The organism is Duganella sp. GW822-FHT06D06, from assembly GCF_058799615.1.
Window position 1 is genome coordinate 1 of the sequence record NZ_JBXALQ010000029.1, and the last position, 13045, is coordinate 13045.

10 protein-coding genes and 1 tRNA gene are annotated in these 13045 nt (G+C 57.8%); 10 read left to right on the forward strand and 1 reads right to left on the reverse strand.

All coding sequences use genetic code 11. The annotated features are described in order from the left end of the window. From AC1RMD_RS30010 to rpoC, 10 genes are all read left to right on the forward strand, one after another. Nucleotides 1–351, forward strand: a 351-nt coding sequence (locus AC1RMD_RS30010; RefSeq protein WP_492932319.1) for an EF-Tu C-terminal domain-related protein, incomplete at its 5' end; no start/stop codon positions are given. Between the two features lie 66 nt (nt 352–417). Then, nucleotides 418–493: transfer RNA gene (locus AC1RMD_RS30015), tRNA-Trp, on the forward strand. Between the two features lie 36 nt (nt 494–529). Beyond that, the gene (gene secE / locus AC1RMD_RS30020; protein WP_008444107.1) at nt 530–913 is read left to right on the forward strand and encodes a preprotein translocase subunit SecE; all 384 of its coding nucleotides are present in this window, start codon (nt 530–532) and stop codon (nt 911–913) included. Continuing rightward, entirely contained in the window at nt 913–1542 is a 630-nt protein-coding gene (gene nusG / locus AC1RMD_RS30025) for a transcription termination/antitermination protein NusG (protein ID WP_026334849.1), read from the forward strand. The genes secE and nusG overlap by 1 nt, the downstream gene beginning before the upstream one ends. A gap of 122 nt (nt 1543–1664) precedes the next feature. After that, nucleotides 1665–2096 carry a 50S ribosomal protein L11 gene (gene rplK, locus AC1RMD_RS30030; RefSeq protein WP_008444110.1) on the forward strand — a complete coding sequence of 144 codons (432 nt, stop codon included), beginning with the start codon at nt 1665–1667 and terminating at the stop codon, nt 2094–2096. A 2-nt stretch (nt 2097–2098) separates the two neighbouring features. After that, entirely contained in the window at nt 2099–2794 is a 696-nt protein-coding gene (rplA, locus tag AC1RMD_RS30035) for a 50S ribosomal protein L1 (protein WP_492932322.1), read from the forward strand. A gap of 307 nt (nt 2795–3101) precedes the next feature. After that, nucleotides 3102–3641: a 50S ribosomal protein L10 gene (rplJ, locus tag AC1RMD_RS30040; RefSeq protein WP_217943558.1), complete on the forward strand. Its 540-nt coding sequence runs from the start codon at nt 3102–3104 to the stop codon at nt 3639–3641. A gap of 90 nt (nt 3642–3731) precedes the next feature. After that, on the forward strand, nt 3732–4103 hold the full coding sequence (rplL, locus tag AC1RMD_RS30045; protein ID WP_217943559.1) for a 50S ribosomal protein L7/L12: 372 nt from the start codon (nt 3732–3734) through the stop codon (nt 4101–4103). Between the two features lie 269 nt (nt 4104–4372). Continuing rightward, nucleotides 4373–8479, forward strand: coding sequence for a DNA-directed RNA polymerase subunit beta (gene rpoB, locus AC1RMD_RS30050; RefSeq protein WP_492932325.1), 4107 nt, complete (start codon nt 4373–4375; stop codon nt 8477–8479). Between the two features lie 71 nt (nt 8480–8550). Next, a complete protein-coding gene (rpoC, locus tag AC1RMD_RS30055; RefSeq protein ID WP_492932327.1) occupies nt 8551–12783 on the forward strand; it encodes a DNA-directed RNA polymerase subunit beta' in 4233 nt (1410 codons plus the stop codon). A 1-nt stretch (nt 12784) separates the two neighbouring features. Here the strand turns inward: rpoC and AC1RMD_RS30060 are convergent, their stop codons facing one another. Then, entirely contained in the window at nt 12785–13042 is a 258-nt protein-coding gene (locus AC1RMD_RS30060) for a DUF433 domain-containing protein (protein ID WP_492932329.1), read from the reverse strand. Between the last annotated feature and the right edge of the window lie 3 nt (nt 13043–13045).

A 13045-nucleotide genomic window follows, 5' to 3' on the forward strand; every position in this document is an offset into this window, starting at 1 on the left:
CTGCGCGGCACCAAGCGTGAAGACGTACAGCGTGGTCAGGTTCTGGCCAAGCCAGGCTCGATCAAGCCGCACAACCACTTCACCGGCGAGATCTATGTTCTGTCGAAAGACGAAGGCGGCCGTCATACGCCGTTCTTCAACAACTATCGTCCACAGTTCTACTTCCGTACGACTGATGTGACCGGTTCGATCGAACTGCCAGCGGACAAAGAAATGGTTATGCCAGGCGATAACGTGTCGATCACCGTCAAGCTGATCAACCCGATCGCGATGGAAGAAGGTCTGCGCTTCGCAATCCGCGAAGGTGGCCGTACCGTTGGTGCTGGTGTTGTAGCGAAGATCATCGCTTAAGGAATACTGGTCGTACCACCAGGGGCGTCTCTGGTGGTATAATCGATATCCTTTGTAGTTTTACGTAGGGACGTAGCTCAATTGGCAGAGCGTCGGTCTCCAAAACCGAAGGTTGGGGGTTCGATGCCCTCCGTCCCTGCCACCGTTTTCAGGTGCAGGGCACCGAAAGTAAATATAAATGTCAAATCAATCCGTGCAGACCGTTAGCACGTCGAATGACAAGATTAAGGTTGCTCTGGCAATAGCCGTTGCAATCGCAGGTGTGGTCGGGTTTTATTACCTGTCAGACAAACCAGCTCTCGTACGCGCAGGCGCACTTGTAGCTGGTTTGGCTTTTGCCGTTCTGCTCTTGTGGACCTCGACGACTGGCCGTGAATTCCTGAATTTCGCCAAAGAAGCCGTGCGCGAAACGAAAAAGGTCGTCTGGCCTACTCGTCGCGAAGCTACCCAGATCACGGGCATCGTGTTTGCCTTCGTGCTGGTGATGGCGCTGTTCCTGTGGGGCACGGATAAGACACTTGAGTTCCTGTTGTACGACGTCATTCTGGGTATACGAAAATAATGAACGAAAATGTGCAAGATGAGGCGGCCGGCGAACCGGTGTCGGGCGAAGTTCCGGCACAGGAAGCTGTCGCAGCGCCAATCAGCGTACCAGTAAGCAACAAGCGCTGGTATGTTGTACATGCGTATTCCGGCATGGAAAAAAGCGTCCAGCGTGCGCTGACGGAGCGCGTCGAGCGCGCCGGCATGCAGGACCAGTTCGGCCAGATCCTGGTGCCGACCGAAGAAGTCGTCGAAGTCAAGAACGGTCAGAAGTCCGTCACCGAGCGTCGTTTCTTCCCGGGCTACGTCCTGGTCGAGATGGAAATGACCGACGAAACCTGGCACCTGGTGAAAAACACCAACAAGGTAACCGGCTTCATCGGCGGCAAATCGAACAAGCCGACCCCGATTCCAGCGCGTGAGATCGACAAGATCATGCAGCAGATGCAAGAGGGTGTCGAGAAGCCACGGCCGAAAGTACTGTACGAAGTGGGCGAGCAAGTCCGCATCAAGGATGGCCCGTTCACCGACTTCAACGGCAACGTCGAAGAAGTCAACTACGAGAAATCCAAAGTACGCGTGTCGGTCACCATCTTCGGCCGCGCTACTCCGGTGGAACTTGAGTTCGGCCAGGTCGAAAAAGTATAAGCAGCACCGTTCGCCAGAACGGGCGACGGTGTTAAAACCTACGCGCATCTGGCAAAGAGGAGCCCCGCCCTGCAACTGCGCATGGTGGGGCGCTACTACTCATATCCAAGATAGGAGCCATCATGGCAAAGAAAATCATTGGTTTTATCAAGCTGCAAGTGCCAGCTGGTAAAGCAAACCCATCCCCACCGATCGGTCCAGCTCTGGGTCAACGCGGTCTGAACATCATGGAATTCTGCAAAGCGTTCAACGCGCAGACCCAAGGTATGGAACCAGGCATGCCGATCCCGGTCGTGATCACCGCGTTCGCCGACAAGTCCTTCACCTTCGTGATGAAGACGCCTCCAGCAACCTTCCTGATCAAGAAGCACTCGGGCGTTGTCAAAGGTTCGCCGAAGCCACATACCGACAAAGTCGGTAAGCTGACCCGCGCTCAAGCTGAAGAAATCGCTAAATTGAAAACCCCTGATCTGACCGCTGCCGACCTGGATGCTGCTGTACGCACCATCGCTGGTTCCGCACGTTCGATGGGCATCACGGTGGAAGGTCTGTAATCATGGCAAAACTGTCCAAACGCGCTAAAGTTATCAAAGCCAAAGTTGATAGCACCAAGTCCTACGCATTCGACAACGCAGTCGCTCTGATCAAAGAACTGGCCACCGCCAAGTTCAATGAATCGATCGACGTGTCGGTACAGCTGGGCGTGGATCCTAAGAAGTCGGATCAAGTCGTTCGCGGTTCCGTCGTGCTGCCAGCCGGCACCGGCAAGACCGTTCGCGTCGCGGTATTCGCTTCGGGCGAAAAAGCCGAGCAGGCTAAAGCCGCCGGCGCCGACGTGGTTGGTATGGAAGACCTGGCCGAGCGCGTCAAAGCCGGCGACATGCCTTTCGATATCGTCATCGCTTCGCCAGACACCATGCGTATCGTTGGTACCCTGGGTCAGATCCTGGGCCCACGTGGCCTGATGCCTAACCCGAAAGTCGGCACCGTAACCCCTGACGTCGCTACCGCCGTGAAAAACGCGAAAGCCGGTCAAGTTCAGTACCGTACCGACAAAGCCGGTATCATCCACGCGACCATCGGCCGCAAATCGTTCGCTGATGCAGATCTGAAGAGCAACCTGGTTGCCCTGATCGACGCACTGAACAAAGCCAAGCCAGCTACCAGCAAGGGTGTTTACCTGCGCAAGGTATCGCTGTCGTCGACCATGGGCGCTGGCGTCCGTGTCGACCAGACCACCCTGGCGGCTTAATTCCCGGTGTTCCAGCTGCTGACACGCGTAGCGTGTTGGCGCCTGGCACCGCTAGTTACAAAATCAAGTCCCTGTGCCGTAAGGCGCGGGGCAGTTCTTTGGGCTGGTCGTTTCTTCGGGAACGGCCAGGCAATCAAAGACCGTTGGGCCGGATGCATCAGGTAGGCAACTGGTTAATTGAATTTTTCACCCAACGCAGATGGTGTACCCGATCAAGTTTCGTAGTCCATTGGACTCCTAAACCTCGGACGCCGTTGTTCGAACCGATGGCAGGCAGTTTGCCCGTCATCATTTAAGGAGGTTGACCGTGGGTCTCAATCTGAATGACAAAAAGGCCGTCGTCGCCGAAGTTTCCGCAAAAGTAGCAACTGCGCAAACTATCGTCGTGGCCGAATATCGTGGCATCCAGGTTGCTCACTTGACGCAACTTCGTGCCAAAGCGCGCGCTCAAGGCGTGTACCTGCGAGTGTTGAAAAACACCCTCGCACGTCGCTCCGTCGAAGGCACGCAGTTCGCCAACCTGGCAGACAGCATGACCGGTCCGTTGATCTACTCGATCTCGGACGATGCCGTTGCAGCAGCTAAAGTCATCGCTGACTTCGCTAAAACCAACGACAAACTGGTCATCACTGCAGGTAACTACGCAGGCAAGCAGCTGGATAAAGCAGCTGTTGCAGCGTTGGCGAGCATTCCTAGCCGTGAAGTTCTCATCTCGCAGTTGTTGGGCGTTATGCTGGCTCCGGTGTCGGGCTTTGCACGTGGTCTGGCTGCTCTGGCAGCGAAAAAATCCGAAGGTGCTCCAGCTGTTGCCGAAGTGGCCGCAGAAGAAGCGCCAGCCGCAGCGTAATTCATTACGCTGTTCCGGCTTCCGAGCCGGGGTTTTTTCTCAAGTACCAATCTGATGTATTAACGAATCAAAAAATTATTGGAGTTTCAAATGGCAATTAGCAAAGACGACATCCTGAACGCAGTTAGCGAAATGTCCGTAATGGACCTGAACGACCTGGTCAAAGCATTCGAAGAAAAATTCGGCGTTTCGGCCGCTGCAATGGCTGCTCCAGCAGCTGGCGGCGCTGCTGCTGCGGTTGCTGAAGAGCAAACCGAATTCAACGTTGTTCTGACCGAAGTCGGCGCAAACAAAGTTGGCGTGATTAAAGCAGTTCGCGAAATCACCGGTCTGGGCCTGAAAGAAGCCAAAGACGTGGTTGATGGCGCTCCTAAGACCGTCAAAGAAGCCCTGTCGAAAGCTGACGCTGAAGCCGCTAAGAAGAAGCTGGAAGAAGCTGGCGCCAAGGCCGAACTGAAGTAATCAAGTTGTACGGCGGCTAGTTAGTTAGCGCCACGAGCCAAAGCTGCGGATTTCCCTTGTTAAAGGGGGAAATCCGGCTTTGGCTCCTTTGTCGTCCTCGTCGTATTTGTAGCGTTTGTCCGACGCCGCAGTTTTATCGAATCAGCTGGAAATGGTAGAAGTTTCAGGTTTCGTCTGTGTGACATGCAGCCGATCTTGTTGCTGAAGTGGCTAATTTTGCACTGGCAAAACCTGAATTTTTTATCCTTTCTGTCACTCACGGAGTGTCCATGCACTACTCATTTACTGAGAAGAAACGCATTCGCAAATCATTCGCGAAGCGCGCCAACGTTCACCACGTTCCGTTCCTGCTGGCTACCCAGCTCGAGTCCTACCATAGTTTCTTGCAAGAAGACGTAGCACCGTCGACACGCAAGAACGACGGCCTGCAGTCGGCCTTTACCTCGATATTCCCTATCGTTTCGCACAATGGCTTTGCGCGTCTCGAATTCCTGTCGTATGTCCTGGGCGACCCCGCCTTCGACGTCAAGGAATGCCAACTGCGCGGCCTGACCTTCGCGTCGCCGCTGCGCGCCAAGGTGCGTCTGGTGATCCTGGACAAGGAATCGCCGACCAAGCCGGTCGTCAAAGAGATGAAGGAACAGGAAGTCTACATGGGCGAACTGCCCCTGATGACCACCACCGGTTCGTTCGTCATCAATGGTACCGAGCGCGTTATCGTTTCGCAGCTGCATCGCTCCCCTGGTGTGTTCTTCGAACACGACCGCGGCAAGACCCACTCGTCCGGCAAGCTGCTGTTCTCCGCGCGTATCATTCCTTACCGCGGTTCGTGGCTGGACTTCGAGTTCGACCCGAAAGACATCCTGTTCTTCCGCGTCGACCGCCGCCGCAAGATGCCGGTGACGATACTGCTGAAAGCGATCGGCATGTCGCACGAGCAGATCCTGGCGAACTTCTTCGTGTTCGACAATTTCAACCTGCGCTCCGAAGGCGCGGAAATGGAATTCGTCGCCGAACGCCTGCGTGGCGAAGTCGCGCGTTTCGACATCGTCAACAAGGAAGGCAAGACGCTGGTCCTGAAGGACAAGCGCATCAACGCCAAGCACGTGCGCGATATCGAATCGAACGGCATCAAGCACATCTCGGTACCGGAAGACTACCTGCTGGGCCGCGTGCTGGCCAAGAACATCGTCGATCCCGAGACCGGCGAAGTCGTCGCGTCCGCCAACGACGAGTTGACCGAAGACGTGTTGGGCCGCCTGCGCGAAGCCCACATCTCCGACATCCAGACCTTGTACACCAACGATCTGGACCAGGGCGCCTATATTTCGCAAACCCTGCGCATCGACGACACCGCCGACCAGATGGCCGCCCGTGTCGCGATCTACCGCATGATGCGTCCTGGCGAACCGCCAACCGAAGACTCGGTCGAAGCGCTGTTCAACGGCCTGTTCTACAGCCCTGACCGCTATGACCTGTCGGCCGTCGGCCGCATGAAGTTCAACCGCCGCATCGGCCGCGACGAGCTGGTCGGCGCCATGACGCTGTCGAACGAAGACGTGCTGGCCGTGATCAAGATCCTGGTGGAACTGCGCAATGGCCGCGGCGAAGTCGACGATATCGATCACCTGGGTAACCGTCGCGTACGTTGCGTCGGCGAACTGGCCGAGAACCAGTTCCGCGCCGGCCTGGTGCGCGTTGAGCGCGCTGTCAAGGAACGCCTCGGCCAAGCCGAAGCGGACAACCTGATGCCGCACGACCTGATCAACTCGAAGCCGATCTCGGCCGCAATCCGCGAGTTCTTCGGTTCGTCCCAGCTGTCGCAGTTTATGGACCAGACCAACCCGCTGTCGGAAATCACGCACAAACGTCGTGTCTCCGCTCTGGGACCCGGCGGTCTGACCCGCGAACGCGCAGGCTTCGAAGTGCGCGACGTGCACCCGACCCACTACGGCCGCGTGTGCCCGATCGAAACGCCTGAGGGCCCGAACATCGGTCTGATCAACTCGCTGGCGCTGTACGCCCGCCTGAATGAATACGGCTTCCTGGAAACCCCGTACCGCAAGGTAGATGGCTCCAAGATCACCGACCAGATCGACTACCTGTCCGCCATCGAAGAAGGCCGCTACATCATCGCCCAGGCGAATGCGACCATCGACAAGAGCGGCATGCTGAGCGACGAGCTGGTCTCGGCCCGTGAAGCCGGCGAAACCATCCTGGTATCCCCAGAGCGCATCCAGTACATGGACGTGGCGCCGGGCCAGATCGTTTCCGTCGCAGCGTCGCTGATTCCGTTCCTGGAACACGATGATGCGAACCGCGCATTGATGGGTGCCAACATGCAGCGTCAGGCCGTACCTTGCCTGCGCCCGGAGAAGGCACTGGTCGGTACCGGTATCGAACGCACCGTGGCAGTCGACTCGGGCACCACCGTGCAGGCGCTGCGCGGCGGTATCGTCGACTACATCGATGCGGGCCGTGTCGTGATTCGCGTGAACGATGACGAAGCGACCGCCGGCGAAGTCGGTGTCGACATCTACAACCTGATCAAGTACACCCGTTCGAACCAGAACACCAACATCAACCAGCGTCCTATCGTCAAGGTAGGCGACCGTGTGGCCAAGCGCGACGTGATCGCCGACGGCGCATCGACCGACCTGGGTGAATTGGCTCTGGGCCAGAACATGACCGTGGCCTTCATGCCATGGAATGGTCTGAACTTCGAAGATTCGATCCTGATCTCGGAAAACGTCGTCAAGGACGACCGCTACACCTCGATTCACATCGAAGAGCTGTCCGTGGTGGCACGCGATACCAAGCTGGGCGCGGAAGAAATCACCCGCGACATCTCGAACCTGGCTGAGAACCAGCTGGCTCGTCTGGATGAGTCCGGTATCGTCTACATCGGCGCGGAAGTGCAAGCGGGCGACACCCTGGTCGGCAAAGTGACGCCTAAAGGCGAAACCCAGCTGACGCCGGAAGAAAAGCTGCTGCGCGCGATCTTCGGCGAAAAAGCATCGGACGTCAAAGACACCTCGCTGCGCGTGCCATCGGGCATGATCGGCACCGTGATCGACGTCCAGGTCTTCACCCGTGAAGGCATCGTTCGCGACAAGCGCGCGCAACAGATCATCGACGATGAACTGAAGCGTTTCCGCCTGGACCTGAACGACCAGATGCGTATCGTTGAAGGCGATGCCTTCCAGCGTCTGGAAAAGATGCTGATCGGCCAAGTCGTCAACGGCGGTCCGAAGAAGCTGGCCAAAGGCGCCAAGATCACCAAGGAATACCTGGCGGATCTGGACAAGTACCACTGGTTCGACATCCGTCCATCGGAAGACGCATCGGCTACCGCGCTGGAAGCGATCAAGGAATCGATCAACGAGAAGCGCCACCAGTTCGACCTGGCCTTCGAAGAGAAGCGCAAGAAGCTGACCCAGGGCGATGAGCTGCAACCTGGCGTGCAAAAGATGGTCAAAGTGTATCTGGCCGTCAAGCGCCGCCTGCAGTCGGGCGACAAGATGGCGGGTCGCCACGGTAACAAGGGTGTGGTTTCCCGTATCGTGCCGGTGGAAGACATGCCATACATGGCCGACGGTACGCCGGCCGACGTGGTGCTGAACCCGCTGGGTGTTCCTTCCCGTATGAACGTGGGTCAGATTCTCGAGACCCACCTGGGTTGGGCAGCCAAGGGCCTGGGCATCCGTATCGGCGAAATGCTGGCGGTGCACACCAAGGCCGAAGAGATGCGCAAGTATCTGACCGTGATCTACAACGAAAACGGCCGTCCGGAAGACCTGGACCAGTTCGACGACGAAGAGATCATGAAGCTGGCGAACAACCTGAAGAAGGGTGTTCCGTTCGCCACGCCGGTGTTCGACGGCGCGCACGAATCGGAAATCCGCCGCATGCTGGACCTGGCTTACCCGGACGACATCGCTCACAAGCTGGGCATGACGCCGTCGAAGAATCAGGTCACCATGTACGACGGCCGCACCGGCGAAGCGTTCGAGCGCAAGGTCACCGTCGGCGTGATGCACATGCTGAAGCTGCACCACTTGGTCGACGACAAGATGCACGCGCGTTCGACCGGTCCATACTCGCTCGTGACGCAGCAGCCACTGGGCGGTAAAGCCCAGTTCGGCGGCCAGCGCTTCGGTGAGATGGAGGTGTGGGCACTGGAAGCATACGGCGCATCGTATGTGCTGCAAGAGATGTTGACCGTTAAGTCGGATGACGTGAACGGCCGTACCAAAGTGTACGAAAACCTGGTCAAAGGCGACCACGTGATCGACGCCGGTATGCCTGAATCGTTCAACGTGCTGGTGAAAGAGATCCGTTCCCTGGGTATCGATATCGACCTGGAACGCAACTAACACTCGCACGGGCCCCGCCGGTCGTTGCCGGCGGGGCAGTTTAAAGAATTCATCACTACCTGGAGTGATACATGAAAGCACTGCTCGATCTATTCAAGCAAGTACAGACGAACGAGACTTTTGACGCGATCAAAATCGGTCTCGCTTCGCCTGAAAAAATCCGTTCGTGGTCCTACGGCGAAGTTAAAAAGCCGGAAACCATCAACTATCGTACCTTCAAGCCTGAGCGCGACGGTCTGTTCTGCGCCAAGATCTTTGGCCCGATCAAGGACTACGAATGCCTGTGCGGTAAATACAAGCGCCTGAAGCACCGCGGCGTGATCTGCGAAAAGTGCGGCGTCGAAGTCACGCTGGCCAAGGTGCGCCGCGAGCGCATGGGCCACATCGAGCTGGCTTCGCCTACCGCCCACATCTGGTTCCTGAAGTCGCTGCCATCCCGTCTGGGCATGGTGCTGGACATGACGCTGCGGGACATCGAACGCGTGCTGTATTTCGAAGCATACGTGGTGACCGATCCAGGCATGACCCCGCTGAAGAAGTGCCAGATCATGTCGGAAGACGACTACGCCGCCAAGTACGAAGAGTACGGCGACGACTTCACCGCCTTCATGGGCGCCGAAGGTATCCGCGAACTGCTGCGCTCGATCGACATCCACCGCGATGCCGAGACCCTGCGCGTGGAACTGAAGGAATCGAAGTCCGAAGCCAAGATCAAGAAATACGCCAAGCGCCTGAAAGTGCTGGAAGCGTTCCAGCGTTCGGGCATCAAGCCTGAGTGGATGATCATGGAAGTGCTGCCGGTGCTGCCGCCGGAACTGCGTCCGCTGGTGCCGCTGGACGGCGGCCGTTTCGCGACCTCGGATCTGAACGATCTGTATCGCCGCGTGATCAACCGTAACAACCGTCTGAAACGCCTGATGGAGCTGCGCGCTCCAGAGATCATCACGCGCAACGAAAAGCGCATGCTGCAAGAAGCGGTCGATTCGCTGCTGGACAACGGCCGTCGCGGCAAAGCGATGACCGGCGCCAACAAGCGTCCGCTGAAATCGCTGGCCGAGATGATCAAGGGTAAGGGCGGCCGTTTCCGTCAGAACTTGCTGGGTAAGCGCGTCGACTACTCGGGCCGTTCGGTCATCGTGGTGGGTCCGCAGCTGAAACTGCACCAGTGCGGTCTGCCGAAGCTGATGGCGCTGGAACTGTTCAAGCCCTTCATCTTCAACAAGCTGGAACTGATGGGCTTGGCTACCACGATCAAGGCCGCCAAGAAGCTGGTCGAGATCCAGGAACCGGTCGTCTGGGACATCCTGGAAGACGTGATCCGCGAACACCCGATCATGCTGAACCGTGCGCCTACGCTGCACCGTCTGGGTATCCAGGCGTTCGAGCCGGTCCTGATTGAAGGCAAGGCGATCCAGCTGCACCCGCTGGTCTGCGCCGCATTCAACGCCGACTTCGACGGTGACCAGATGGCAGTTCACGTGCCGCTGTCGATCGAAGCACAGATGGAAGCCCGCACCCTGATGCTGGCTTCGAACAACATCCTGTTCCCGTCGAACGGCGAACCGTCTATCGTTCCTTCGCAGGATATCGTGCTGGGTCTGTACTACGCGACCCGCGAAGCGATCAACGCCAAGAACGAAGGCATGCTGTTCCAGGACGTGTCGGAAGTCATTCGTGCCTACGACAACAAGGAAGTGGAACTGACCACCCGCATCACCGTGCGTATCGTCGAGAATCCCAAGGATCCAGTGACGGGCGAATTCGTCCGCACCGTGACCCGTTACGAGACCACGATCGGCCGCGCGATCCTGTCGGAAATCCTGCCGAAAGGCCTGCCATTCTCCGTGCTGAACCGCGCGCTGAAGAAGAAAGAGATTTCCAAGCTGATCAACACGTCCTTCCGTAAGTGCGGCCTGCGCGCGACGGTGGTGTTTGCTGACCAACTGATGCAGTCGGGCTTCCGCCTGGCGACCCGCGCCGGTATTTCGATCTGTGTGGACGACATGCTGGTACCGCCTCAAAAAGTGACGCTGATTTCGGCCGCAGAATCCGAAGTCAAGCAGATCGAGCAGCAGTACGCTTCGGGTCTGGTCACCGCCGGCGAACGTTACAACAAGGTGGTCGACATCTGGGGCAAGACCTCGGATGAAGTCGGCAAGGCCATGATGGACCAACTGAAAGTGGAAGACGTCATCAAGCGTGACGGCACCAAGTCCACCCAGGAATCCTTCAACGCGATTTACATGATGGCCGACTCCGGCGCCCGCGGTTCCGCGGCGCAGATTCGCCAGCTGGCAGGTATGCGTGGTCTGATGGCGAAACCGGATGGTTCGATTATCGAAACGCCGATTACCGCGAACTTCCGCGAAGGCCTGAACGTGTTGCAGTACTTCATCTCGACCCACGGCGCTCGTAAAGGTCTGGCGGATACGGCACTGAAGACCGCGAACTCGGGTTACCTGACCCGTCGTCTGGTCGACGTGACCCAGGATCTGGTCGTCATCGCCGACGATTGCGGCACCACCAACGGCGCGCTGATGAAGGCGATGGTCGAAGGCGGTGAAGTGATCGAAGCGCTGCGCGACCGTATCCTCGGCCGCGTGGTGGTCAACGACGTCGTCAATCCGGAAACCCAGGCCACGCTGTACGAAGCCGGTACCCTGATGGACGAAGACATGGTCGAAGAGATCGAGCGTCTGTCGATCGACGAAGTCAAGGTCCGTACGCCGCTGACTTGCGACACGCGCTTCGGCCTGTGCGCCAAGTGCTACGGTCGCGATCTGGGCCGTGGCGTGCTGGTCAACGCCGGCGAAGCCGTCGGTGTGGTCGCAGCGCAGTCGATCGGTGAGCCGGGTACCCAGCTGACCATGCGTACCTTCCACATCGGTGGTGCGGCGTCGCGTGCGGCAGTGGCATCGTCGGTGGAAGCGAAGTCGAACGGTACCATCCGTTTCACCTCGACCATGCGTTACGTCACCAACGGCAAGGGCGCGCTGATCGTCATTTCCCGTTCGGGCGAAGTGCTGATTACCGACGACCACGGCCGTGAGCGTGAGCGTCACAAGGTGCCGTACGGCGCGACCCTGATCGTCAAAGACGGTCTGGTGATCAAGGCCGGTACGGCCCTGGCAACCTGGGATCCGCTGACCCGTCCGATCATTACCGAGTACGCCGGTGTGGTGCGTTTCGAGAACGTCGAAGAAGGCGTGACCGTAGCCCGTCAGGTGGACGAAGTGACCGGTCTGTCGACCCTGGTGGTGATCGATGCCAAGCGTCGCGGTTCGCTGACCAAGACCCTGCGTCCACAGGTCAAGCTGCTGAACGAAGAAGGCCACGAAGTGAAGATCGCCGGCACCGAACACGCGGTGGCGATCGGCTTCCAGGTTGGCGCGCTGATCATGGTGAAAGACGGCCAGGCAGTGACCGTTGGTGAAGTGCTGGCACGTATCCCGACCGAATCGCAGAAGACCCGCGATATTACCGGTGGTCTGCCGCGCGTTGCCGAGCTGTTCGAAGCACGTTCGCCAAAAGACGCAGGTATGCTGGCGGAAGTGACCGGTACTGTTGCCTTCGGTAAAGAAACCAAGGGTAAGCAGCGTCTGGAAATCACGGACATGGACGGCAACAAGCACGAGTTCCTGATCACCAAGGACAAGCAAGTGCTGGTCCACGACGGCCAGGTAGTGAACAAAGGCGAGATGATTGTCGACGGCCCGGCCGATCCACAAGACATTCTGCGTCTGCTGGGTATCGAAGCGCTGGCGCGTTACATCGTTGACGAAGTGCAGGACGTGTACCGTCTGCAGGGCGTGAAGATTAACGACAAGCACATTGAAGTGATTGTGCGTCAGATGCTGCGTCGCGTTCAGATCGTTAATGCCGGCGACACCAACTACATCGTTGGCGAGCAGGTTGAGCGTTCGGAACTGCTGGATGAAAACGACAAAGTCAATGCAGAGAATAAGATCCCTGCAACGTACGAAAACGTTCTGCTGGGTATTACCAAGGCATCGCTGTCGACCGATTCGTTTATCTCGGCCGCATCGTTCCAGGAAACCACCCGCGTTCTGACCGAAGCCGCAATCATGGGCAAGCGCGATGGTCTGCGTGGTCTGAAAGAGAACGTCATCGTTGGTCGTCTGATTCCAGGCGGCACCGGTCTGGCATTCCACCGCGCTCGCAAAGAGAAAGAGGCTTGGGAAGTGGAAGAGCGTCAAGCTCTGCTGCTGGCCGAGAAAGCCTCGATGTCCAGCAACGACGTGGAAGTCACCGAAACGGTTACTCCGCACGACGGCGAAGCGTAATTCAGCTTTTAGCCCCGTCAATAAAAACGGCACCTCCGGGTGCCGTTTTTTTATTGGCGGCGCGATTAATGAATTTCAATAACCGCCTGGCCAGCCGCAATCGCTGGATAGATATTCGGCATCGCTGATCTGAATTTCGCAAATCGGCCGCGAGCAGGTTTAATATGTCGCACACCCTGAGTCTCAGGTGGCGTATGCACGCTCTGCCACCGCACTGAGCCTTGTCCATAGTAATCCGCTCGTGTAGGTCTAAAGTCATGGC